Source organism: Pseudarthrobacter sp. RHLT3-21 (assembly GCF_059383495.1).
Map to the genome: position 1 here is coordinate 62,875 of NZ_JBWZCI010000001.1, position 23,644 is coordinate 86,518.

Consider the following 23,644-nt stretch of genomic DNA (forward strand, 5'->3'; position numbering starts at 1 on the left):
CTACCGAGTCTGCTCTCTTTTAGCTGAATTTACAGACGGCATACATGCTGATGGGCAAGAATAGGTTCATGTCAAACATTTTTGGTGCTCCCAAGGCCGGTGGCCCCAGTGGGCCCGACGACGCCCGCACGGTGCCCACCGGTGACACCGTCGGCTCGTACACCTCCTACTTGGATGCCCAGAAGGCGGTGGACTACCTCGCTGACCAGCAGTTCCCGGTCCACATGGTTTCCATCGTGGGCAACGAACTGAAGATGGTTGAGCGGGTGACCGGCCGCCTCAGCTACCCTCGGGTGGCTCTCTCCGGGGCGCTCAGCGGCATGTGGTTCGGCCTCTTCGTCGGTGTCATGCTTTCCTTCTTCGCACCTTCGCCGGGCTATTTCTCCATCCTGGCGTCTGTGCTGATGGGGGCCGCCTTCTTTATGCTGTTCGGCATCGTCACGTATGCCATGCAGCGCGGAAAGCGGGATTTCACCTCCACCAGCCAGGTGGTGGCCACCAACTACGACGTTGTGGTGTCGGTGGAAGCCGCCCATGATGCGCGCCGGCTGCTCCAGCAACTGCCCATGAACCGCTCGGACGCAGCTGCCGCCCCTTACAATCCGCAGGGCTACCAGAACCAGCCTTACGGCCAGACGGGTCAGCAGTCCGGGCAGCCCGGGCAGCCCGGCCAGCAGGGCCAACAGGGGCAGCCGGGGCAGCCGGGCAATCAGCCCGGTCCGGCACCCGCACGCCCTGCCACGTGGAATGACCCCTACGGACAGCAGGGTGCTGGTACCCCGGGCCAAGGGACAGCCCAAGGCGCCGGCCAGGCACACGCCGCCGGGCCGGACCAAGGCACGCAGCCGGAGTCAGCGGCCCAGCCGGCCAAGGCTCCCGCTGCCGCCGTCCGCTACCCGGACCTCCCTGACGGCCGGCCCCAGTATGGCGTCCGTGTCACGGACCAGGCCACCACAGGCCAGCCCGGCATGGAACACACCACCACGGCCCAGCCCGGCTCAGAACAGCCCGGCTCAGAACAGCCCGGCTCAGAACAGCCCGGCTCAGAACAGCCCGGCTCAGAACAGCCCGGCTCAGATCGGTCCGGCTCAGAACAGCCCGGCTCAGAACAGCCCGGCCCAGAACAGCCCGGCTCAGAACAGCCCGGCTCAGAACAGCCCGGCTCAGAACAGTCCGGCCCAGATCGGTCCGGGACGCAGTCCCAGCCTGACTCCACCAAGGACTCCGGCGAATCCAAACCCTAGGCAGCGCCTTTAGGCCGCGCCGCCGGAGGCCAGGTTTAGCCACGCCCGAGGAGCCAGGCACGCCCGAGGAGCCAGACACGCAGTAAACAAACAACTCCGCCCGGTACAGCAGTTGCTGTACCGGGCGGAGTTGTTTGCGCTTCGAAAAGTTGTATTATTTGACGCTGCCGGCTGTCAGGCCGCCAACGAGGTACTTCTGGAACATGAAGTACAGCACCACCACAGGGACGGCGCAGACCAGCGAAGCCGCCATCATCTGCGAATACACCGGGACTGCTCCACCCTCCACGGCGGACGCGAAGACCTGCAGCGCAACCGCGGCAGTGTGCGTGTCCGGCCGGGTGAACACGGACGCGAACAGCACGTCATTCCAGCCCAGCAGGAAGGCGAAAATTGCCGAAACGATGATTCCGGGCCAGCTGAGCGGAATGATGATCCGGAACAGGATCCCAAGGTTGGAAGCGCCATCGATGCGCGCTGCTTCCTCCAGTTCCCTCGGCAGGCCGCGGAGGTACGTCACCATCACCCAGGTTGAGAACGGCAGCGCAAACGTCAGGTAGGCGATAAACAGGCCCCAGAGCGTGCCGATGACGGTCACGCCCAAGTAGGTGCCTGCGGAAGAGAAGAGCACAAACACGGGCAGGAGCATCAGGGTTCCCGGAATGGACTGGAGGCCCAGTAGCCCGCGCAGCACGGTCAGGCGCCCCCGGAACTCAAACCGGACCAGTACGTAGGCTGTGCCGATAGCCATAATGGCAGAGACGACTGCCGTGGCGCCGGAAACGATCAGGCTGTTGCCGATGGCCTTCGCCAGCCCCACAGAATCCCAGATCTTGGTGTAGCTGTCCAAAGAGAAGCTGCTCGGCCAGAACTCGCCGCTGGCGACTCCCACATCCGTGTTCAGCGACGCCAAGAAGATATATGCGATCGGGATGAGGACCAGGGCGCACAGCAGGACCGTGAGCGTGGCCAGCAGCGGCCTCGGCATCAGGCGTGTGACCTCTAGGGCTGCGTCACGCCGGATGGGCTGCTTCTTCTGCTTTTCGATCGGGTTTGCCGCGTCGATGGTCATTTCTTGCCTCCTTCGTGCACATCAAGCCGGACTGCGCGCAGGTAGATGAAGAGCGGAATGGCAATCAGAATCAGTGAAACGACGGCCATCGCGGCGCTGAGGCCAAACCGGAAGCTCTGGAAGCTGGTGACGTAAACCAGGATCGGCAGGACATTCACATCCGACGGTGCCGGCGCACCAAACAGGACATAGGGGAGAGTGAAGTTGTTGATGTGGTTCAACGTGGCAAGCAGGAAGGCGAGCGAAACCGGCCCCTTCAGATAAGGGAAGATCACGTACCGCAGCTTGTTCCACCACAGTGCCCCATCCAGGGCCGACGCCTCGTGGACCTCGTGGTCCACCGCCTGCAGGCCGGACAGCGCCAGCAGGTAGATGAACGGCCAGGCCGCCCAGATTTCCACCCACACCAGTGTCCAGTACGCGTTGGGACCGTTAAGCCACAGTCCGCCGCCCACGCCCATGTTGGTCAGCGTCACATTCACGATGCCATCCGGCTGCAACATGGTCCGCCACACGCTGGCCACCACAAACGACGGCAGGACATACGGGATCAGGAAGATGGAGCGCACCACGGCACGGCCACGGTAAGCGTTCTGGGTGACGACGGCGGCGGCCACGCCCAGCGGGACGGTCACCACCGTGGAAATCAGCGCGAAGGAAACGGAAAGCCAGATGGACCGGAGCAACTCGCTGCTGAGTGCCGCTTCAACATAGTTCTGGATGTCAATAAATTCGGCATTGACCCACTGGCGAAGGGTGTACTGATCCAGATCGATCAGGGACATCCAGATGCCCATAGCCAGGGGGACGAGGATGACAAGGGTCATCAGCAGTCCACCGGGAATCAGGAGCCACAGGGGCCGGTTCTTCTCGCTGAGCCCCTTGCGGCGCTTCCCGGGGGGTGTAGTTTCGCCGGGTCCGGCGGCCGCCCCGGCCGCCGGACCGCTGTCCGACGGCCGGGGCTCGGTAACGCTGCTAGCCATTTCCTTAACCTTCCGCAATTGGTGGGTCGGTCTTACTTCTTAGCCCGGTCCAGTGCGGTCTGCGATTTGGCCTGTTCGTCCTTGAGCCGCTGGGACAGGTTGGATTCGCTGACTGCGCCGGAGGAAAGATCCGGAATGGACTGGACAACCACGTTGGTCAGCGACAGCTGGACATCGCCCCACGCGCCGCTGAACGGCGTCGCTACGGACTTGGCACCAGACTCAAGGGCCGGCGCAATCACTTCATTGGTTGCCAGTTCCTTCGCGGCTTCCTGGTTGGCGGGAAGCTGGCCGAAGACCTTGAAGTAATTGAGCTGGACGTCCTTATTGGTGATCATCTTGATGAACGCGAAGGCCAGGTCCTTCTGCTTCGAGTAGTCAGCTACCACGAGGTTGTCGCCGGAGAGGATACTGGCGGCCGGCTTACCGTCCGAAGGGTTGGAGGTCTCGCCCGGGGGAACAGTGGGCATCAGGGCGTACTTGTACTTGCCCTTGACCGCGGAGGCATCCAGGGCGGGGATGGACAGCGGCGAGGTCATGGGGAAGTACGCTGCCTTGCCGGCGGCGAAGGCGGCCAGGGCCTGCGGGTTGGCCCAGCCAACGGAAGAGGGGTCAACTACCTTGTCCTTGGTCACCCAGCCGAAGTAGGTCTCGTAGGCCTTCTTGGTGATGGGGTCATCGAGACGGACCTTGCTTCCGTCAATGATGGGGTTGCCGGCCTGGATGGACATGCCCCAGATGTACTTCCAGGGATCGAAGTTGTCCTTGTATGCCACGGCAACACCGTACTGGTCGCCCTTGGTGAGCTTCTTAGCCTGCTCGGTGAACTCATCCCAGGTGGTGGCAGGCTTTTCGATGCCGGCAGCAGCCAGCAGCTCGGTGTTGTAGGCCATCACGAACGGCCGGCTCACGAACGGGATACCGATCTGGTTGCCCTCATCCGGACCGGAAATGCCCAGCGCCGCGGGAACGAACTTGTCCTTGCCGCCGAGCTGGTTCCATTCGTTGTCGCCCAGTTTCACGAACGCCCCGGTGGAGTACGCCGTGGGGGTGAAGGTGGTGCCGAGTCCGTAGACGTCAGGTCCCTGGCCCGAGACGACTGATGTCTGGATCCGGGTCATCTCGTCATTGGCGGTGGCGAACGTCTCCCACTGGATGTCAGCTCCGGTTTCCGTCTTGAACTTGGCGCTCATTTCCTTGAACCAGGCCTGCTGTTCCTGGGGGTACTGCGCGGTGACGTTCATCAGGACATTGAGCGTTTTTCCCGTGCCGTCCACCTTGCCGCCCGAGGCGCCGGAGGTCGCACCGCCCGAGCCGCCCGAGCCGCCGCACGCGGCAAGCATAAGAACGGAAATGGCCGCTGCGGTGATGGTGCCGATGCGACGCGGTTTAGACATACCCATGAGGCTTCTCCTTTGAAGACATACATTGCGGCAGAGACCCGAGACTAAAATTCAGTCTACGATTTTCTTTCTCTGCGGCTAGCGTATTCATCAACGCCAACTTTTGGCAAGCGATTGCCAAGAACTGTTATGAGAGCTTCATCAAGGGGTATGGGCGTCCAGCGCATCCCTGCGGAGATGCGCTGGACACAACGACCTCTAGCGGATGTCGCCGCTTGCCAAGCCGCCCTCCAGCTCCTGGTAGATGCCTGCCATCCAGGACTCGACGTCGTCGGCCTTGCGAGGCAGCGCGGCGCTGAGGTTCACGGGACCGTCGGCCGTCATCAGGATGTCGTCCTCGATCCGCACTCCAATGCCGCGGTACTCGGCCGGGATGGCCAGGTCCTCGTTCTTGAAATAGAGGCCGGGTTCGATGGTGAAGACCATGCCCTCCGTGAGGATGCCGTCGAGGTACAGTTCGCGCTTTGCCTGGGCACAGTCGTGGACATCCAGGCCAAGGTGGTGACTGGTGCCGTGCGGCATCCAGCGGCGGTGCTGCTGGCCTTCCGGGCTGACGGCTTCCTCGACGCTCACCGGGAGCAGCCGCCACTCGGCGAGGCGTTCCGCCAAGACGGTGGTGGCGGCGGTGTGGATGTCCCGGAACCTGGCACCTGGCTGGGCAGCGGCGAATCCGGCGTCGGCAGCATCCAGAACTGCCTCGTAGACCTTGCGCTGGACTGCGGTGAACGTGCCGTTGACCGGCAGTGTCCGGGTGACGTCTGCGGTGTAGAGCGAGTCCGCTTCAACGCCGGCGTCCAGCAGCAGCAGTTCGCCGGCGTTGATCCTGCCGGTGTTCCGCGTCCAGTGCAGGACGGTGGCGTTGTTGCCGGCGGCGGCGATGGTGTCGTAGCCCAGTTCGTTGCCCACCTCGCGGGCACGGGCAAAGAACGCGCCTTCGACAACTCGCTCGCCGCGGGCATGGGTCAGGGCGCGGGGCAGGGCCTTGACTATCTCCACGAAGCCCTCGACAGTCGCAGCCACCGCAGTCATCATCTGTTCGATTTCCCACTCATCCTTTAGGAGGCGGAGTTCAGATAATACTTCGGACAGCTTTTCATCCAGCGCATCCAGGACAGCGAGGTCCAGGTTGTCCGGGTCCTTGGCAGTGTTGTACCGGGCAGTATCCACCAGGGCGTCGATGTTCTCGTCCACCTTGCGGACCAGCCGGATGGAGATTCCGCCGATCTCGGGGGCACCCACGTTCTTGGTGATCGCGGATTCAAGTCCATCGATGTGGGCGGTGGCCAGGCCCAGGCGCGTTTCGAACTCGGCAAGTGTGGGCCGTGCACCGATCCAGAACTCGCCGGAACGGGAGTCAGCGTAGAACTGTTCTGTATCCCGGCCGGCCAGCGGACGGAAGTACAGCGTGGCACGGTGGTGACTGCCGCCGTCGCCCTTTCCTTCACCGGCGGGTTCAAGAATGAGGACGGCGTCCGGCTCGTGGTCCAGGCCCAGGCCGGTGAGATGCGCAAACCCCGAATGCGGACGGAACCTGTAGTCGCAGTCGTTGGAGCGGACCTTCAGCGGACCGGCGGGGATGACCAGGCGTTCGCCTTTGAACTTCTCCGAGATGGCTTTGCGCCGGGCCGCGGCGTAGTGTGCCACGGCGTCGAGCGCTGGAAGTTGTTGCTCGGAGGGCGCCCAATTGCTGGCCATAAAGGCCTTGAAGGCAGCGGAACTGGGCCGCTGAGAGCGGTTGTTGACGCGCTCGTCGAGAGGCTGGGAGGCAGAGTTCAGGGTATTTTCGGCATCGTTCACCGCACCATCGTCTCACCAGCGGGCAGGCTTGGACCACAACGGGAGTTGACGACGGGCCACTACGGCCCGGCAACCCTCGCGCAGGGCGGACGCAGGGGTTTACGATTGCCTTCCACGGCGAATGTCAGGTACCTAACAGGCTTCCGTGCAACGGGAAAGACGGCCATGGAAACCGATGACAATAAGGCTCTGGTCCGGCGGTTCTACGCAGAGATCGATGCGGGAAATATTGATGCGATGGACGAGCTGATCGCTGAAGATTACCTTGACCACAACCCGCCGTTTCCCGGAATGCCGGGCGGGCGCGAGGGGCTCAAGGCGGCCTTCCGTATCTTTTGGACGGCCACCCCTGGACGGCACGAGATCGAGGACCAGGTCGCTGAGGGGGACCGCGTGGTAACCCGCCTGACCGCATCCGGAACCCACCAGGGCGACCTTCCCGGTCCGCTTCCTGCCACCGGCGCCAACCTGCGGGAGAGCGCGGTGGCGATCCATCGCATCGAACACGGGCGGATCGTGGAGCATTGGTCCAGCAGGGATGACCTGGGGTTAATGCAGCAGCTCGGCGTGATCAGGATGCCGGGGGATTGAGGGCAGCAGTACCTCAGCGAACTCCGTCAACTAGGCTGGGCAGGTGAGGATCGACCTGCATGCCCACTCGAATGTTTCGGACGGCACCGAAACCCCCGCCGACGTGATGGCTTCGGCTGCCCGGGCGGGCCTGGACGTGGTGGCACTGACCGACCATGATTCCACGGACGGCTGGGCTGAAGCGTCCCTGGCGGCGCTGGAAAACGGGGTGGCGCTGGTTCCCGGCATGGAGGTTTCCTGCCGGACCGGGCAGGGCATCAGTGTGCATCTGCTGAGCTATCTGCACGATCCTGCCCACCCGGGGCTCCTTGAAGAGATCACCAAGGCCAAGGATGCGCGCCTCACCCGGGCGGAACGTATGGTGACCTTGCTCGCCGAAGACTACCCGCTGACGTGGGACGACGTCATCCACCATGTGGCTCCCGGGGCCACCCTTGGTCGCCCGCATATCGCTGATGCCCTGGTGGCGGCCGGTGTGGTGTCGGACCGCTCGGAGGCGTTCGCGTCCATCCTGACGTCCCATTCGCGCTACTTTGTCCAGCACTACGCACCCGACCCGGCCACCGCCGTCGAACTTGTCCGTGCCGCCGGAGGCGTCCCCGTATTTGCCCATCCCGTGGCGTCTGGCCGCGGCCGAGTGGTGGGTGAGCGCACTTACCGCGAAATGATCGACGCCGGCCTCTTGGGTTTGGAGATCGAGCACCGCGACAATCCGGAGGAGGGGCGGGAATTCCTGCGTGGGCTGGCCGCCAAGCACGGGCTGCTCATCACGGGCTCTTCGGATTACCACGGAACGGGCAAACCGAACCTGCTCGGAGAGAACCTGACCACGGCGGAAGTGCTTGCAAGGATCGAGGAACTCGGCACGGGAACCGCCGTGGTGCGTGCGGAGCAGTAGCTTACTATAGCGTATTGACTAACCGCCAACGCTGAGTACTCTAGCGCTTACTGGGGAGCGGCGCACGCCGCGCCATTGAAGGTCTCGTCGCAAGCAGTGCCCAACGAGTGACGGAGAGAATCCATGTTCAAAAAATCCCTGGCCGCGGCTGGCCTTGCTGCCGCCTTTATGTTCGTCCCTGTAGCCGCCAACGCGTTGGACTGTACCAACGTCAGCAGGCCGCCCGCTGCCTGTGGCGCCAATTGTACCGACGGTCCGATCCTGAAGGGCAACTGGGCGTGGCTTCCCAGCGTCTTCCCCGGCGCTGCTGAAGTCTGGGCATTTGTCCCACCGGGAACAGTCCAGGGCTTTGGCTTGCCTGGCGAAAACGGCAACTTCCAGAGCGGTGAAGGCCATGCGTTGTTGGTCAATGCCATCTGCGACTCCCAGGGTTCGGTGTTGGTGAATCGGCAAACCGAGCATGGCATCCAGTTGGGCGAGGGCTGCCCCTGATCCGCACCGCGGCTGAAAGCCACGGCCCCGGGCCAAAAGTCCCGGCACCTTCGACGGTGCCGGGACTTCCCGCTGCAGCGGGGCGCACCAAGAGCGCGACGACAGCGGCTTTGGACCGCTAATTGGGCGGGAACGAGGTAAACGTCGCCTTGGCACCCAGCCGCTTGGCCATCACGTCGATGGCCGGCTGGTTCTGGTCCACGCACACGAACTTCCGGTCCAGCTTGGCCGCCACGGCGCCGAGCGTCCCGGAACCGGCGAAGAAGTCCAGGCACCAGTCACCGGGCCGGCTCGACGCCGACACCACCCGGCGGATGAGGCCCTCGGGCTTCTGCGTGGGGTAGCCGGTCTTTTCCTTACCCGTGGGGGAGACGATGGTGTGCCACCAGACGTCGGTGGGCAGTTTCCCGAGCTCCCGCTTCGCCGGGGTCACCAGGCCGGGTGCCATGTATGGCTCACGGTCCACCTCGGCGTTGTCGAAGTGGTATTTCGCCGGGTTCTTAACGTATACGAGGATGTTGTCGTGCTTCGTAGGCCAACGGTACTTGGCGCGGGCACCGTAGTCGTATGCCCAGATGATCTCGTTGAGGAAGCATTCCCGGCCGAAGATCGCGTCAAGCATCACCTTGGCGTAGTGGACTTCCCGGTAGTCCAGGTGGAGGTAGAGCGTGCCGTCGTCAGCCAGCAGCCGCCACGCTTCCACGAGCCGGGGTTCCAGGAATGACCAGTAGTCACTGAAGGCGTCATCGTACCGGTGCAGGGCGCCCTTGATGGTGTCGTAGGAGCGCCCCTTGAAGCCCACGCGGTCGCCGTCGCCGTCGGTGTTCAGCACCATCCGCGTTTCCTGGCGCTTCTGGACCCTGCCGGTGTTGAACGGCGGGTCAACGTATATCAAGGTGAAGGAGCCGTCCGGCAGCGAGGGGAGGAACTCCGCGTTGTCCGCGTGAACCACCAGGTTGCTGCCGTCCGGCGCCCAGACGGTGTCAGTCATCGAGGCTGTTATGCCTCGGTGCTGCCGGGCTGCGCGCCGGTGTCGGCGCCGGCCACCACTTCGCCGTTGCGGCGGCGGGTGCGGGTCCGGCTGCGGCGGGCACGGGGGTCCACTTCGCCGTCGGCCGGAGCAGCCGTAGCCGTAGCCGGTTCCGGGGCCGGGCTGGTGCCGGCGGTTGCCGCATCAGAGGTACGACGACGGCGGTCACCGGAGCGTCCGCCGGGCTCGCCGGTGCGGCGGCTGCTGTCGCGCCCACCGGAGCGGCCGGCCTCACGGTTGCTGTCGCGGCCGCCATCACGGCCACCGCTGGGGCGGGTGTTCTTTTTGCCGGTCTCGCCCAGGTCCTCAAGGACCTCGGCGTCGACGCCGGCCAGCACGCGCTTGTTGCGGGGCAGGCGGCCCTTGGTGCCTTCCGGAATATCCAGCTCTTCGTAAAGGTGCGGCGAGGAGGAGTACGTTTCCACCGGCTCCGGGACGCTGAGTCCCAGGGCCTTGTTGATCAGGCCCCAGCGCGGCATGTCATCCCAGTCAACGAAGGTCACGGCAGTGCCCTTGTTGCCGGCGCGGCCGGTGCGGCCCACACGGTGGAGGTAGATCTTTTCGTCTTCAACGCACTGGTAGTTGATGACGTGCGTGACGTCGTCGACGTCGATGCCGCGGGCGGCGACGTCGGTGGCTACCAGGACGTCCACCTTGTTGTTGCGGAAGGCGCGGAGGGCCTGCTCGCGGGCGCCCTGGCCCAGGTCGCCGTGGATGGCGGCGGCGGCGAAGCCGCGGTCCAGGAGTTCCTCGGCAACCTTCGCGGCGGTGCGCTTGGTCTTGGTGAAGATGATGGTCCGGCCGCGGCCGCGGGCCTGCAGGATGCGGGCCACAACTTCGATCTTGTCCATGCTGTGGGCACGGTAGATGAGCTGGCGGATGTCGCGCTTGGTCAGGCCTTCGTCGTCCGGATCAGCGGCCCGGATGTGGGTGGGCTGCGTCATGTAGCGGCGGGCCATGGCGATGACCGGGCCGGGCATGGTGGCGGAGAACAGCAGGGTCTGGCGGACCGCAGGGGTCCCGGCGATGAGCGTTTCCACGTCCGGCAGGAAGCCGAGGTCCAGCATTTCGTCGGCCTCGTCAAGGATGACCATCTTGACGTTCTTCAGGACAAGGTGCTTCTGCTTGTAGAGATCGATGAGGCGGCCGGGAGTACCCACGACCACTTCGACGCCGTTCTGCAGGGCCTCCACCTGGGGCTCGTAGGCACGGCCGCCGTAGATGGTGGTGATGCGGGCGTTGCGTTTGCGGGACGCGTTCTGGAGATCGTTGGCCACCTGGACGGCCAGCTCGCGGGTGGGCACAATGACCAGGGCCTGCGGGGCGCCGGGAACGGCGAGCTTGTCGTAGCCGGCGTCGTCCGGACCCACCACGCGCTGCAGGGCGGGAATGCCGAAGCCGAGGGTCTTGCCGGTGCCGGTCTTGGCCTGGCCGATGATGTCGTGGCCCGAAAGCGCCACCGGCAGGGTCATGGCCTGAATGGGGAACGGGTGGGTGATCCCGGCGTCGGCGAGGGATTCCACGATGTCGGCGCGGACATTGTAGTCAGCGAAGGATTTCTCCTCGATCTCGTGCGGCTTCTCGTCCGAGATGATGGTTTCTTCGGGTTCGATCGTCTCGATGCCGGAGTCGTCAGTCAGGATCTGGTGGGTATGCAATTCACTCACAGGGGAGTTTCCTTATTCATTTGGGCATTGGCGCTGCCTGCTCAACGGGCCGGCCAAAGTGGACGTTCCGGAGCACGCTCTGGCGCGCAAGCAAATCCAGTGGAAGCCGATCGCGGGCTATCAAATGCTGGCACTGGTGACCAACGGGTGTATCTCAAGATCGCGTAGGGGCGGGCTTGTTGAATTCAAAATCAAGGAAATCAACGACCGGGCATCCATATCTACTTCTTCAGTCTAGCCGCACGGACCCTGAATCCCGGCTTTGGGCCGATCAGGCCGGGCACTCATCGTTCAGGCCAGCAGCTCGAAGTGGACCTCGCGGGCGGCAATATCGGAGGAGATCAGGCGGACCCGCACCTTGGTGCCGGATTCCAGGTCCCCGGCGCAGCGGGCCGTCACGGCGGGTACGGCGATCTGGATGATCCCCGAGGGACCGCTCCCGTTTTTCGCAGCGCCGTTCTTGGCACCGTTGCCGATTTTCCCGTTGCCGTTTCCGTTGTCCTTTTGCGGCTTGGAGCCGGAGATCACGATCGCATCGAATTCCTGGCCCACATGGTTGACCAGGAGCGCGGCCTCCACGGTGTCCAGCGCCATGCGTTCCATCCGCGATGCCAGCTGGTCGGATCCGGCCATGATCTCCGGCAGTGACGGCAGGGCTTCCCGTGCCCAGTCCGGTACCTGCTTGCCGTTGCTCAGGGCTTCGCAAATCACCAGGACAAAGCGGTCGATCAGGCGCCGGAGTGGTGCTGTGGTGTGGGCATAGGCGGCGCCGATGGCGGACTGGATCGCGTCGTCCGGCACGATGCCGTCGAACGCCGTGTAGCTGGCGCCGCGGAACAGCATGCCGGCGGAGTGCAGGATGGCCAGTTGCCGGGGCTGGGTCGGATCAAGGCTGCGGAGGTATTCGCCGTAGCTGATTTTTCCGTCCCATGGCTTGCCCAAGGCCTCGGTCTGGATGCGGAAGTGACGCAGGGAGCGCTCGTCCGGCGCGGGCATGGTGCGCAGTATGCCCACTTTTCCCGCCAACATCAGGTTTGCCGCCGCCATCCCGGTCATCAGGGAAATCTGGGCGTTCCAGTCCTCCACCGGAAGCTGCGGCGCCGCGGCAATCCGGTAGCCGCCGTCGGGCAGTTGCACGATTTCCTGCTCGGGCATGTTCAGGCTGGCGCCGCCACGCTGCCGCTCCAGTTCAACGCGCTTGAGCCCTACTTCCTTCAGGAGCTGCAGGACAGGGCCGGCCGTCCCGGCGTCGAGTTCGGCCTGGACTCCCTTGTAGCTCAGCTTGGCCCGGCTGCGGATGGTGGCCCTGCGGACACTCACCGCGGAGACCTGTGCGGTGTCGTCCAGCCCGAACTCCCACACATAGGCGGAACAGAGCTGCCCGGCCAGGAGGCTGCCGGCCCCTTCGCTGATGACCTCCGGGTGCAGCGGGATACGGCCGTCCGGGGCGTAAAACGTCTGGCCGCGGCGCCGGGTCTCTGCATCCAGTCCGCCGCCGGGGCGGACAAAGGACGGCACGTCGGCGATGGCGTAAAGCACCCGGTAGCCAGGGCCCGCGCGCTCGATGAACAGGGCCTGGTCCAGGTCAGTGGACGACGCCGGATCGATGGTGAGGAAGTCCACGTCCGTCAGGTCGGCGCCGGGCAACTCGTGCGCGGCCACTGCCGTTTCCGCGTCCCGGACCGCCTCCGCCGGGTAGGGTCCCGGTAGTTCCAGCTCGGTCCGCAGGGCGCTCAGTGCCGCCGCGAGGTCGTTGGTCTGCTCGTGGACATTGGGGGCCAACCGATGATGTGACACGAAAGTCAGGTTAGCCCGATTTCCACGGATCGTGCACGCCCGCCGTCCGCGACGCGGGGGATTCTCAGGATGCGCCCGCGTCCAGGGCCGCCAGGAGCGCCGCCGCCGCCGCTGCGGGATCGGAGGCCTCGGTGATGGCACGCACCACAACAATCCTGCCGGCACCGGCCTCCACCACCTGCTCCACGTTGCCGAGATCGATGCCTCCGATGGCAAACCAGGGGAAAGTGGCCGGGGTGCCACCGGCAGCGCGGACTGCATCCGCCGCGTACCGCACCAGGTCAAGGCCGACGGCGGCCCGGCCGGGTTTGGTGGGAGTGGCCCAGACCGGTCCGACGCAGAAGTAGTCCAGGCCGCGTTCGGACGTCAGCCCGCCGGACAGCCGGATGGCGCCTTCAATCTGCTCGGCGGTGTGTGTGGAAAGCCCGATCGCCGCGGGGGCCCCGAGCAGGGTGCGGGCGGACGCGACCGGCAGGTCCTTCTGCCCGATGTGGAAGACGGGGGCGCTGGACAGCATCGCGATATCGGCACGGTCGTTGACGGCCCACAGCTTTCCGTGACGTTCGGCCGCCGCCTGAACCACGGCCAGCAGCTCCAGCTCTTCCGCCGCCTCGATCGCCTTGTCGCGGAGCTGGATGATGTCGACGCCGCCGGCAAAAGCCGCGTCCACAAACTCGCCAAAGTCCCCGCGGTCACGGCGCGCGTCGGTGCACAGATACAGCCTGGCGCTGTGCGGGAGGCCCGTGTCTATGCCGTCGGTGGGGTCTGTTCCGGTCAAGGATGTGGGGGTGGAAGAGGCGGCGGAGGACGTGCCTGCAGCGGCGAAAGATTGCGCGTTCATGGAAACCAGCCTAATTCCCCTAAACTGGGCGGGTACTGCGGGAGCCCGATGCAGCCGTCACAAAGCGGCCGGGCTGAGAGGGCGTCAGAGCCGACCGCTTGACCTGATCCGGCTAGTACCGGCGTAGGGAAGGAACCATATGCCCCCCGCAATAAGCAACCAACCTGAGACTGCATCAGCCAGCCCGGCCGCCGTGCTGCACGCCGACGTGGCAGTCATCGGCGGCGGAGTCATCGGCCACGCCATAGCCTGGGAGGCCCGGCGATCCGGCCGTTCCGTCGTGCTGATCGATGACGCGCCCGGGAACGGGGCCAGCTGGGCAGCCGCCGGCATGCTTGCCCCTGTGAGCGAACTGCATTACCAGGAGGAAGACCTCCTGGAGCTGATGCTGGCGTCCTCCGGCCTGTGGCCTGCCTTCGCGGCAGACCTCGCCCTGGCGGGGGCTGGAGAGACCGGATATCTGACGACGCCGACCCTCGCCATCGGCGCGGACGCTGCGGACCGCCGGGCGCTGATGGACCTCCGGGCCGTGCAGCAGGCCAGCGGCCTGGTGGTGGAACCCCTGACCGTCCGTGCGGCCAGGACGAGGGAATCCCTGCTCAGCCCGGCAATATCCTGCGCCCTGGACATCCCCGCCGACCACCAGGTGGATCCACGGAAACTGGTGGCGTGCCTCCAGGAAGTCCTGGCCGTCCACGAACCGGGAGCAGGAACCGCCGTGGCAGGTGCCCGCGGGGGATTTGCCGTTGACCAGCGGGCCGCTGCCCTTCTCTGGGAGGACGGCCGCGTCAGCGGCGTGAAGCTCGCCCACGGCGGAACCGTCCAAGCGCGCGAGACCATCGTGGCCAACGGATTGCAGGCGGCGTCGCTGGATGGCCTCCCGGAAGGACTGCAGCTGCCCTTGCGGCCTGTCTACGGTGACATCCTTCGACTAGCAGTTCCGCAGCACCTGCGCCCGCTCCTCACCTCGACGGTCCGCGGAATGGTCCATGGCGTGCCGGTCTACATCGTTCCCCGGCAGGACGGCACCGTGGTGATCGGGGCAACGCAGCGGGAGGACGCGCTCGCCGGGACCGGCGACGGTGCTGTCTCGGCCGGCGGCGTCTACCAGTTGCTGCGTGACGCCCAGGTCCTGGTGCCGGCCGTCTCGGAGCTTGAACTCCTGGAATGCACGGCGCGGGCAAGGCCGGCGACTCCGGACAACGCACCTCTTCTCGGCAGGGTACCGGACCGGGCAGCCGGGACCGGCAGCGGGCACAGCGCGGGGAACGCGGGGAACATTGCCGGGCTGATTGTTGCCACCGGGTTCTTCCGCCACGGAGTGCTGCTTGCTCCGGCGGCGGCGGCGATCTGCCGGGACCTGCTGGACGGCCGGACAGACCCGCGATGGGGGGCGCTCAGCCCGGCCCGCTTTTCCGGAAAGCACCAGGTGGCCGGCACAGAGCACGGACTGGCCGGAGTACCGTCCCCACCCAAGGACATCAGCAGCACGAAGGACCTCGACCCACAGAAGGAATCAGCATGAACATCACCCTCAACGGCTCGCGCCATTCCGTGACGGACGACGCCTCCATCACCACCCTCATCAGCCAGATCACGGGCCGTCAACTTGCAGCCAACGGCCAGGCGACAGACGGGCAGAAACTCGGCGTCGCCGTCGCCCATAACTCCGAAGTAGTACCCCGCAGCCAGTGGTTCGTCACGGCGCTCGCCGAAGGTGACGACGTCGAACTGGTCACAGCAGTCCAGGGAGGCTGACACCATGACAGTAACCAGCAACATCAGCACACAGAACCGGCCCGAGGCCGCAGACAGGCTGGTCATCGACGGCGTCGAGCTCGGCTCCCGCCTCATCATGGGCACCGGTGGCGCCCCGAGCCTCGACGGGCTGGGGGCAGCCCTGCTGGCGTCCGGAACCGAACTGACCACGGTGGCCATGCGGCGCTATTCGCCGGCTGAATCGGGGTCCCTTTTCCAGCTCCTGGTGGACCACGGGATCCGGATCCTGCCCAACACCGCAGGCTGCTTCACCGCCCGGGACGCGGTCATGACGGCGGAACTCGCCCGCGAAGCGCTGGAAACCGACTGGATCAAGCTGGAAGTCATCGCCGACGAGCAGACCCTGCTGCCGGACGCCGTGGAGCTCGTGGATGCTACGGAACAGCTTGTAAACCGGGGCTTCAAAGTGTTCGCCTACACCAACGATGACCCGGTCCTGGCCCTGCGGCTGGAAAACCTGGGTGCCACCGCGGTCATGCCGCTCGGAGCGCCCATCGGCACCGGCCTGGGAATCCTGAATCCACACAACATCGAACTGATCGTCTCGCGCGCCTCGGTGCCCGTGGTGCTGGACGCCGGCATCGGCACGGCATCCGACGCCGCACTGGCCATGGAGATTGGCTGTGATGCCGTGCTGCTGGCCACTGCAGTCACTCGTGCGCAGAACCCGGCACTCATGGGGGAGGCCTTCAAACACGCCGTCATCGCCGGTAGGCTGGCGAAAGCGGCCGGCAGGATTCCGCGCCGCGAGCACGCCTTGGCGTCATCGGCCATGGAAGGCCGGGCAGAATTTCTGTAGGCCGATTTCTCCAGGCCGGGTGCCCTCGACCAAACGCCCGGGCGGGCTCACCGGACGAGCCAAGGAGGCCGCTATGCCCGGCAAGCAAGACACACTCACGCGTGAGCGGATCGAGGCCGTCCTCGCCGCGATGCCTGGCTGGCAGTACAGACTGGGCGGGCTGGTCGCTGTCTATAAGACGCCGACGGCGGCCGCCGCACTGGAGCTGATTGCCGCCGTCGGACGCCTGGCGGAAGAGCAGAACCACCATCCGGACCTTGACTGGCGCTTCAACAAGGTGCATCTCCGATATACGTCCCACGACGCCGGCGGCGAGGTCACTGAGCGGGATGCCGCTGCTGCGGCGGCCGTGAGTGCTGCTGCCGCCCGGCTCGGTGCCACTGCCCAGCCCGTGGGTTAAAAGACCGTGACCACGCACCCTGCTGGGTGGTGGTCACCGGTACGTAAGTAGACGGGCCGGCCTACAGCTTGAGCGCCTGCGTCAGCCGCTGCGTATCGTGGCTTTCGCGTGTCCGCCCGAGGTAGATGACTGTCCCGATGGCAGCGACGGTGCCGAGCGCCATGGGCAGGACCCAGGGAATCCACGTCAGGCCCGGCTGATAGCCAAAACCTGCCGCGATGAAGATGATCCAACTGCCCGCACCCACCACAACCGCAACACCTGCGGGCAACCCCGTCCCATACCGGGCGTGGCGCTTGTCATTGGCCCAGACAACAAAGCCTGCGGCCACTGTGACCAGGACAACGATAGTCAGCGAAAGCATGGAATCTCCTCGGAAAGCAGCGGCCAACCGCCAAGGCGGGTGGCCGCGGACGTGCTAGAACTGGCCGAAACCGACCTTGCGGGCCTCTTCGGCACCGATTTCAACGTAGCCCAGGGCGTTGCCGGGAACGATGATGATGCGTCCCTTGTCGTCCTTGAGGCGGAGGTCGGTGCCCTTGGTGATGGCTTCTTCAACGACCGTGGCTACAGTGTCAGCATCCTGAGCCGATTCCAGGACGATTTCGCGGCTAATGTTCTGAATGCCGATCTTAATTTCCAAAAGGGGGCCTCCCAGCCAATCAAAGTTTCTTGGGGTCTCTCATTTGTAGTCTAGGACTCTTTGGGGAAGCGCGAGATTCCGCGCCAAGCTAAACGGTAAATGAGGTCGCTGGCCACATCGAGGTCCAGGTTCCCATCCGTTTCAAGCCAATAACGCGCGCTGACCTGGGCCATGCCGGCCAGGCCGCGTCCCAGAAGCTGCGCCTCCAGGGGGGGCAGTTTGGTGTCCTCGGCAATCACGCGTGCCACGGCGTCCGCGAACGTCTTGTTGAATGTCTCGAGGCGTGAACTGACATCGGGATCGTTGATGAGGTCCGATTCGAAGACCAGGCGGTGGGCTTGGTCGTCGCTGGCGATGAAGCGGTAGTAGGCGCGCATCACCGCCTGGACACGTTCGTCATTGTCGGTAGTGGAGCTCAATGCACCGAGCATCAGGTCCGTCAGCGACGCGAGATGGCTGTCCAACAGGGCAAGATACAGCTCCCGTTTGGACGGGAAGTGCTGGTACAGCACCGGTTTGCTGACATGGGCCGTTTCGGCGATTTCATCCATGGCGGCGCCATGGTAGCCGTTGGCGACAAAAACCTCCTGGGCCGCCGCGAGGAGCTGCGCCCGGCGTTCATCCCGGGGAAGCCGGGCGGACCGCTGGCCCGCGGCCCGTTGAGGTGCGGCCGGTTCGCCACCGGACGCCCGGTCAGCCCGTGCTTCATGGACCACAGTTGCCCTACTTTCCCTTGCCGTTACCTACACAATACTGCGCGGTAATATGACCGTGCGGCATCTCGGGGCATACATTGAAGTATGGCTTCGACTTTGACCGCAAATGATTCCTCTGTCTCGCTTAAACCGCTGGTGGAGCCCGCCGGTGAACTGACGCCGGCCGAGGTGGAACGCTACTCGCGGCACCTCATCATTCCCGAAATCGGAGCGGTGGGGCAGCGGCGGCTGAAGAACGCCAAGGTTCTGGTCATCGGTGCCGGGGGACTGGGTTCGCCTGCGCTGCTCTACCTGGCGGCAGCGGGTGTGGGCACCCTGGGAATCATCGACGACGACGACGTTGACCTCAGCAACCTGCAGCGCCAGGTGATCCACGGCGTCGCCGATGTAGGACGGCCCAAGATCGAGTCCGCGCGGGATGCCATCGCCGCACTGAACCCGCTGGTGGAGGTCCGGCTGCACAACATCAGGCTGGATGCCTCCAACGCACTGGAGCTGTTTGCGGACTACGACCTGATCCTGGACGGGGCGGACAACTTCGCCACCCGCTACCTGGTCAACGATGCCGCGGCCATCCTCGGCAAGCCGTATGTGTGGGGATCGATCTTCCGCTTCGACGGCCAAGTCAGTGTGTTCTGGGAAAAGCACGGACCCACCTACCGGGACCTTTACCCCGAGGCCCCGCCGGCCGGATCCGTGCCCTCCTGCGGCGAGGGTGGCGTCTTCGGCATGCTCTGCGCTGCTGTGGGATCACTCATGGTGACCGAGGCAGTCAAGCTGATCACCGGCGTCGGGCGTTCACTCCTGGGCCGGGTGGCCCTGTTTGATGCGCTGGGCGGCAGCTGGCGCGAGATCCGCGTGTCCAAGGACCCGGCGGCGGAACCCATTACGGAACTGACGGACTACGAAGCTTTCTGCGGCATCACACCTGCCGTCTCCGCAGACAACGAGCACACCGTGACGGCAACCCAGCTGGCCACCATGCTCGCGTCCCGGAAGGCAGGCCTGAAGGACTTCGAATTGGTGGACGTCAGGGAAACCGGCGAACACGACATCGTGAGCATCGACGGCTCGGTGCTGATCCCGCAGGGCAGGATCCTCGCGGGGGAGGCCTGGGCGGAACTCCCGCAGGACAAGGACATTGTGTTCCACTGCAAGGCCGGTACTCGGTCAGCCAACGTGCTGGAGGCTGCGCGGATGGCCGGCTACCAGCGGGTCAGCCACCTCGACGGCGGAATCCTGGCCTGGGTGCGCGACGTGGAGCCGCAGAAGCCGGTCTACTGACGGGTTGCCCATCAACGACGCTCTCTCACTTTTCGCCCCTAATTCAACGACGCTCTCTCACTCTCTTGAAAGAAGTGAGAGAGCGTCGTGAAGAAACCTGCAAGAAGTGAGAGAGCGTCGCTGGGGGAGTCAGGCGGTTTCGAGGCCCCGGTGGTCCACGGGGCAGTCCGCCTGCGTTGCTGTGGCCGGTTGCTCCACGGTAATGCCGTAGAGGGTTTCGAGCGCCGATACGTAGTCGTCCTGCTGGCCGTTGGCGGCGAGCTCACGGGCGCGGACAGTGGGCACGTGCAGCAGCTGCTTGACCATCCGGCGGAGGGCGAACTCCACTTCCTCGGCGGCGGCCGTGCAGCCGTGGCGGGCACGGACGCGCTCCATCTCCGCGTCCAGCACGTTCATGGTGTGCCGGCGGAGCGCCACGATGGCGGAATCCACCGATCGGGCTTCCCGTTCCTGTTCGAAGGCCTGGGCCGCGCCGGACACAATGCCGCTGGCCTGGGTGAGGGATTCGGCCTGTTCCTGGGGTGCCGCCAAACGCACGGATTCCAGCGTGAGCAGCTCAACGCCGTCGAGCTGGCCGACTTCCGGGTCAAAATCATGGGTGAGGGCGAGGTCAATCGCGATCAGCGGCTGGGGAGAGTCCGCACGGATCTCGGCAAGTTCGCCGGCCTCGACCCGGGTGTCAGAGCCGCTGCAGCCGATCATAACGTCGGCCGCCGCCACGGCTACTGGCAGGGAATCGCTGTCCAGCGCTATTCCGCCGCGCGTGGCGACGAACGCTTCGGCGCGTCCCGAAGAGGAGAACACGGAGATGTCGGTGCAGCCCCTTTCGCGGAGCAGCGCCATGGTGGCGCCGGCGTAGGCGCCAGTGCCGAACACCACGACCTTCTTCGCTGACCAGTCGGGGCTCTCGGAAAGATCGGTGGCAAGATCCAGTGCCACTGAAACGATGGACAGGCCCCGGGAACCGAGGGCGGTCTGCGCGCCAACATCTTTGGCCGTCTTGGAGGCGGCCTGGAAGAGGCGGACCAGGCCGGAGCTGGCAGTGCCCTCGTGCTGGGCAGTGATGAGTGCGCGGCGGACCTGGCCGGCGATTTCACGTTCACCCACGACGGCGGAGTCCAGCCCGGCGCTGACGGCGAAAAGGTGCTGGCTGACTTCGGGGCCGGTGCGTGTGCTGAAGGAGCGGGACACGAGCTGTTCGTTGAGTCCGCTGAGTCCGCTGATCTCGGACACGAGAGCCGCACGGGCAGCCTCAACATCGTCAGCGTGGGGCGCTTCGCCGTAAATTTCGTACCGGTTGCAGGTGGCAAGCACCACCGCACCCGTCACTGCCGGCGATCCGGAGAGTGCGGATGTTGCGATACCGGAAGCACCGTTGCTCAGTTGAGCAACGGTCTCAAGGTCGATGTCGGCGTGTGTAGCCACCAATGAAAAAAGAACCACAGCAGATCAATCATAGCTTTTTCGTTGCCCGGTAGAACAACCCGCCGATGGGCCACGGGCGGTAGAGGGCTGTGATTCCTGCCACGGTACGTCCGGGGCGCCTGCAGGTGACAGGTTGTCGTTATCTTTTAGGGCCGATTTTGGGCACAATCAAAGGCATGACTTCCAGCTCCGCCGTATCCAATGCCGTGTCTGCTGCCGGTGCCCTTGCTGCCGGCCATCCGCTGATGGACGGCCGCACCGCAGATTCGCCGCTCATCACCGCTTACCGCGGCGGCAAGCCGTCGCGGCGGCCGGTGTGGTTCATGCGGCAGGCCGGACGCTCCCTGCCGGAATACCTGAAGGTGCGCGAAGGCGTGGCCATGCTGGATTCCTGCCTGCGGCCGGAGTTGGCGGCCGAGATTACCCTGCAGCCCGTCCGGCGCCATGACGTGGACGCTGCCATTTTCTTCTCGGACATCGTCATTCCCCTGAAGCTCGCCGGCGTTGGCGTGGACATTGTGCCCGGCGTGGGCCCCGTGCTGGACAAGCCCGTGCGCACGGCTGAAGACGTTGCCGCCCTGCCGCAGCTGACCTGGGAAGCGCTGGAGCCGATCCGCGAAGCCGTGCGGCTGACCGTCGCCGAGCTGGGCAAAACTCCGCTGATCGGCTTTGCCGGTGCCCCATTTACCCTTGCCGCGTACATGGTGGAGGGCAAACCCTCCCGTGACCACCTGGGCCCGCGCACCATGATGCACGCGGACCCGGAAACGTGGACGGCGCTGGCCAACTGGGCCGCCGACGCCTCGGGGATGTTCCTCCGCGCCCAGCTGGAAGCCGGCGCCTCCGCCGGACAGCTGTTTGACTCCTGGGCAGGATCGCTGGGCCTGGCCGATTACACCAAGTTCGTGGCACCGGCCTCGGCCCGCGCGCTGGACCACGTCCGCCACCTCGGCGCACCGCTGATCCATTTCGGTACCGGAACCTCCGAGCTGCTCGTTGCGATGCGCGACGTCGGCGTGGACGTAGTGGGCGTGGACTACCGCCTTCCGCTGGATGAGGCCAACCGGCGCCTGGGCGGAACGGTGCCGCTGCAGGGCAACATCGACCCCGCGCTGCTGTCCGCGCCGTGGGAAGTGCTGGAAGCCCATGTGCGTGCGGTCATTGCGGCCGGCGCCTCTGCTCCCGGCCATGTGCTCAACCTTGGCCACGGGGTACCGCCGGAAACCGACCCCACCGTCCTGACCCGGGTTGTAGAACTCATCCACTCCATTTCCCCGGAGTAGGACCGTGGACAGTTCGTCGCAGCCGGCCCAGGCCGCCCTCGTTCTCGGCGGCGGCATCTCCGGCCTGCTGGCCGCACGGGAGCTGTCGGCTGTCGGACGCACCGTGACCGTCCTGGAGGCCACAGCTTCCTGGGGCGGCTGCGTGGGCAGCCACGTGGTGGCCGGCCTCACCCTGGACAGCGGAGCAGAGTCCTTCGCCACACGCTCCTCAGCCGTGGCTGAGCTTGCTGATGAACTTGGACTCGGTAGCCACATTGTGGCGCCCCGCCCGGGCGGGGCCTGGGTGCAGCTTCCGGACGGCCCGCGCGAACTGCCCAAGACCGGAGTCCTGGGCATTCCCGCCAACCCCTGGGACACGGAGGTTAGGCGGTCGTTGGGATTTGTGGGCTCGCTGCGGGCGTCCCTGGATAAGTATCTGCCAGCTTCGTTCGGCGCGTCGGCGGACGTCACCAGCGTCGCGTCACTGGTGCGTGCCCGCATGGGCCGCCGCGTGTTGGAGCGCCTCGTGGCCCCGGTGGTGGGCGGCGTGCACTCCGCGGACCCCGGTCTCCTGGACGTGGATATGGTGGCCCCCGGCCTCCGAGCCGGAATCCGTCAGCACGGTTCCCTCGCAGCCGCGGTGGCCGCCCAGCGGCGCGGTTCCACCCAGCCGTCCGTCGCGAAGGCGGGTTCCGCCGTCGCCGGTCTGGAAGGCGGGATGCACACCCTGGTGGCGGCCCTGCTCAGCGATCTCCGAAGCCGCGGGGTCACGCTGATGAGTGGAACAGCCGCGGCCGCCGTCGAACCGACGGCGGAAGGGTGGCGGGTCACCGCCGGTGACGCAACGTACGACGGCGGCCTGCTGGTGGTGGCGCTGCCCGGCCCGGCAGCCGTGGGGCTGCTTCGGACGTCCGTGCCCGCACTCGCCGGCAGGAGTCCGGAAAACGGGCCCGACGTCCGGCTCGTCACCCTGGTGGTGGACCTGCCCGAACTGGACCGCAGGCCGCGGGGCACCGGGATCCTGGTAGCCCCCCAGACGCCCGGTATCCAGGCAAAAGCCCTCACGCACGCCACAGCGAAGTGGGATTGGCTTGCCGCTGCGGCAGGTCCCGGGACACACGTGCTGCGGCTCTCCTACGGCCGCCTGGAAGCCTCGGAACCCGCGACCGCGGAACCTGGCAGCCCGGCAACCGTCGCCTCGGAACCCGGCGGCTCCGCCCCCGCCCTCGACGCAGAACTTCTGGCTGCTGCCCTGCATGACGCGTCGGCCCTGCTGGACGTCCCGGTGCAGGGGACCGACATCGTCGGCTGGGATGTTGTCAGGTGGCAAGGGGCCTTGCCGTTCGCGGCCGTGGGACACAAAGCCCGGGTGGCCGAGGTCAGGAAGCTCTGCGCGGCAGAGGCCGGCCTCGGCATTGTGGGCGGATGGGTTGCCGGCAACGGACTCGCCGCCGTGGTGGCCGATACGCGAAAAGAAATTCGCAGCCTGCTCAGCTGACCATCGCCCCTGTTCAGTGGAAT

General features: G+C 65.6%; 22 protein-coding genes, 2 pseudogenes and 1 riboswitch. Of the genes and pseudogenes, 11 read left to right on the forward strand and 13 right to left on the reverse strand.

Going from position 1 to position 23,644, the window contains the following annotated elements; translation table 11 throughout:
• Positions 1-68 precede the first annotated feature (68 nt).
• A pseudogene (locus tag AC50YA_RS00325) lies at positions 69-1,082 on the forward strand (YflT domain-containing protein); the annotation flags it as partial.
• On the opposite strand, the pseudogene AC50YA_RS00330 reads toward AC50YA_RS00325, so the two are convergent.
• From AC50YA_RS00330 to AC50YA_RS00350, 5 genes and pseudogenes are all read right to left on the reverse strand, one after another.
• Positions 1,048-1,323, reverse strand: a pseudogene (locus AC50YA_RS00330) (pentapeptide repeat-containing protein); the annotation flags it as partial. The pseudogenes AC50YA_RS00325 and AC50YA_RS00330 sit on opposite strands and share 35 nt — an antisense overlap.
• A gap of 75 nt (positions 1,324-1,398) precedes the next feature.
• Positions 1,399-2,232: a carbohydrate ABC transporter permease gene (locus AC50YA_RS00335; RefSeq protein ID WP_494980823.1), complete on the reverse strand. Its 834-nt coding sequence runs from the start codon at positions 2,230-2,232 to the stop codon at positions 1,399-1,401.
• Between the two features lie 80 nt (positions 2,233-2,312).
• Positions 2,313-3,299 (reverse strand): carbohydrate ABC transporter permease, encoded by a 987-nt coding sequence (locus AC50YA_RS00340; protein WP_494980419.1) that lies wholly within the window; start codon positions 3,297-3,299, stop codon positions 2,313-2,315.
• A 32-nt stretch (positions 3,300-3,331) separates the two neighbouring features.
• Positions 3,332-4,696 (reverse strand): ABC transporter substrate-binding protein, encoded by a 1,365-nt coding sequence (locus AC50YA_RS00345; protein ID WP_494980420.1) that lies wholly within the window; start codon positions 4,694-4,696, stop codon positions 3,332-3,334.
• A gap of 204 nt (positions 4,697-4,900) precedes the next feature.
• Positions 4,901-6,499, reverse strand: coding sequence for an aminopeptidase P family protein (locus tag AC50YA_RS00350; protein ID WP_494980421.1), 1,599 nt, complete (start codon positions 6,497-6,499; stop codon positions 4,901-4,903).
• 165 nt (positions 6,500-6,664) lie between these two features.
• On the opposite strand from AC50YA_RS00350, the gene AC50YA_RS00355 reads away from it, so the two are divergent.
• The 3 genes from AC50YA_RS00355 (at position 6,665) to AC50YA_RS00365 (ending at position 8,480) form a co-directional block, all read left to right on the forward strand.
• A complete protein-coding gene (locus AC50YA_RS00355; RefSeq protein WP_494980422.1) occupies positions 6,665-7,090 on the forward strand; it encodes an ester cyclase in 426 nt (141 codons plus the stop codon).
• Positions 7,091-7,133: 43 nt separating this feature from the next.
• A complete protein-coding gene (locus AC50YA_RS00360; protein ID WP_494980423.1) occupies positions 7,134-7,988 on the forward strand; it encodes a PHP domain-containing protein in 855 nt (284 codons plus the stop codon).
• A 123-nt stretch (positions 7,989-8,111) separates the two neighbouring features.
• Positions 8,112-8,480: a hypothetical protein gene (locus AC50YA_RS00365; protein WP_494980424.1), complete on the forward strand. Its 369-nt coding sequence runs from the start codon at positions 8,112-8,114 to the stop codon at positions 8,478-8,480.
• A 118-nt stretch (positions 8,481-8,598) separates the two neighbouring features.
• On the opposite strand, the gene AC50YA_RS00370 is transcribed toward AC50YA_RS00365, so the two are convergent.
• The 4 genes from AC50YA_RS00370 to thiE all read right to left on the reverse strand — a co-directional run bounded on the left by AC50YA_RS00370 (position 8,599) and on the right by thiE (position 13,815).
• Positions 8,599-9,471: a DNA-methyltransferase gene (locus AC50YA_RS00370; RefSeq protein ID WP_494980425.1), complete on the reverse strand. Its 873-nt coding sequence runs from the start codon at positions 9,469-9,471 to the stop codon at positions 8,599-8,601.
• Between the two features lie 8 nt (positions 9,472-9,479).
• On the reverse strand, positions 9,480-11,177 hold the full coding sequence (locus AC50YA_RS00375) for a DEAD/DEAH box helicase (protein WP_494980426.1): 1,698 nt from the start codon (positions 11,175-11,177) through the stop codon (positions 9,480-9,482).
• Between the two features lie 291 nt (positions 11,178-11,468).
• Entirely contained in the window at positions 11,469-12,974 is a 1,506-nt protein-coding gene (locus AC50YA_RS00380; RefSeq protein ID WP_494980427.1) for an RNB domain-containing ribonuclease, read from the reverse strand.
• A gap of 64 nt (positions 12,975-13,038) precedes the next feature.
• On the reverse strand, positions 13,039-13,815 hold the full coding sequence (gene thiE / locus AC50YA_RS00385) for a thiamine phosphate synthase (RefSeq protein ID WP_494980428.1): 777 nt from the start codon (positions 13,813-13,815) through the stop codon (positions 13,039-13,041).
• 27 nt (positions 13,816-13,842) lie between these two features.
• Positions 13,843-13,962: riboswitch (TPP riboswitch) on the forward strand.
• Here thiE and thiO point away from each other — a divergent pair.
• The 4 genes from thiO (at position 13,955) to AC50YA_RS00405 (ending at position 16,793) form a co-directional block, all read left to right on the forward strand.
• Positions 13,955-15,340: a glycine oxidase ThiO gene (gene thiO, locus AC50YA_RS00390; RefSeq protein WP_494980429.1), complete on the forward strand. Its 1,386-nt coding sequence runs from the start codon at positions 13,955-13,957 to the stop codon at positions 15,338-15,340. It overlaps the preceding riboswitch by 8 nt.
• On the forward strand, positions 15,337-15,573 hold the full coding sequence (thiS, locus tag AC50YA_RS00395; RefSeq protein ID WP_494980430.1) for a sulfur carrier protein ThiS: 237 nt from the start codon (positions 15,337-15,339) through the stop codon (positions 15,571-15,573). Before thiO ends, thiS begins: the two co-directional genes overlap by 4 nt.
• A 4-nt stretch (positions 15,574-15,577) precedes the next feature.
• Complete coding sequence (locus tag AC50YA_RS00400; RefSeq protein ID WP_494980431.1) at positions 15,578-16,393, forward strand: thiazole synthase; 816 nt, start codon at positions 15,578-15,580, stop codon at positions 16,391-16,393.
• A gap of 73 nt (positions 16,394-16,466) precedes the next feature.
• Positions 16,467-16,793 (forward strand): 4a-hydroxytetrahydrobiopterin dehydratase, encoded by a 327-nt coding sequence (locus tag AC50YA_RS00405; protein WP_494980432.1) that lies wholly within the window; start codon positions 16,467-16,469, stop codon positions 16,791-16,793.
• 61 nt (positions 16,794-16,854) lie between these two features.
• Here AC50YA_RS00405 and AC50YA_RS00410 read toward each other — a convergent pair whose 3' ends face one another.
• The 3 genes from AC50YA_RS00410 to AC50YA_RS00420 are packed head-to-tail and all read right to left on the reverse strand — an operon-like array spanning position 16,855 to position 18,152.
• Positions 16,855-17,157 (reverse strand): hypothetical protein, encoded by a 303-nt coding sequence (locus tag AC50YA_RS00410; protein ID WP_494980433.1) that lies wholly within the window; start codon positions 17,155-17,157, stop codon positions 16,855-16,857.
• Positions 17,158-17,211: 54 nt separating this feature from the next.
• Positions 17,212-17,436: a DUF3107 domain-containing protein gene (locus AC50YA_RS00415; protein WP_494980434.1), complete on the reverse strand. Its 225-nt coding sequence runs from the start codon at positions 17,434-17,436 to the stop codon at positions 17,212-17,214.
• Positions 17,437-17,486: 50 nt separating this feature from the next.
• Complete coding sequence (locus AC50YA_RS00420) at positions 17,487-18,152, reverse strand: TetR/AcrR family transcriptional regulator (protein ID WP_494980435.1); 666 nt, start codon at positions 18,150-18,152, stop codon at positions 17,487-17,489.
• 84 nt (positions 18,153-18,236) lie between these two features.
• Between AC50YA_RS00420 and moeB the strand changes: the two genes are divergently transcribed.
• On the forward strand, positions 18,237-19,436 hold the full coding sequence (gene moeB / locus AC50YA_RS00425) for a molybdopterin-synthase adenylyltransferase MoeB (RefSeq protein WP_494980436.1): 1,200 nt from the start codon (positions 18,237-18,239) through the stop codon (positions 19,434-19,436).
• A 129-nt stretch (positions 19,437-19,565) separates the two neighbouring features.
• Here the strand turns inward: moeB and AC50YA_RS00430 are convergent, their stop codons facing one another.
• Positions 19,566-20,879, reverse strand: a complete 1,314-nt coding sequence (locus tag AC50YA_RS00430) for a glutamyl-tRNA reductase (RefSeq protein WP_494980437.1) — start codon at positions 20,877-20,879, stop codon at positions 19,566-19,568.
• Positions 20,880-21,037: 158 nt separating this feature from the next.
• Here AC50YA_RS00430 and hemE point away from each other — a divergent pair, with 158 nt between their 5' ends.
• Entirely contained in the window at positions 21,038-22,144 is a 1,107-nt protein-coding gene (gene hemE / locus AC50YA_RS00435; protein WP_494980438.1) for a uroporphyrinogen decarboxylase, read from the forward strand.
• Between the two features lie 4 nt (positions 22,145-22,148).
• Positions 22,149-23,621, forward strand: coding sequence for a protoporphyrinogen/coproporphyrinogen oxidase (locus tag AC50YA_RS00440; protein WP_494980439.1), 1,473 nt, complete (start codon positions 22,149-22,151; stop codon positions 23,619-23,621).
• Positions 23,622-23,644: the final 23 nt, after the last annotated feature.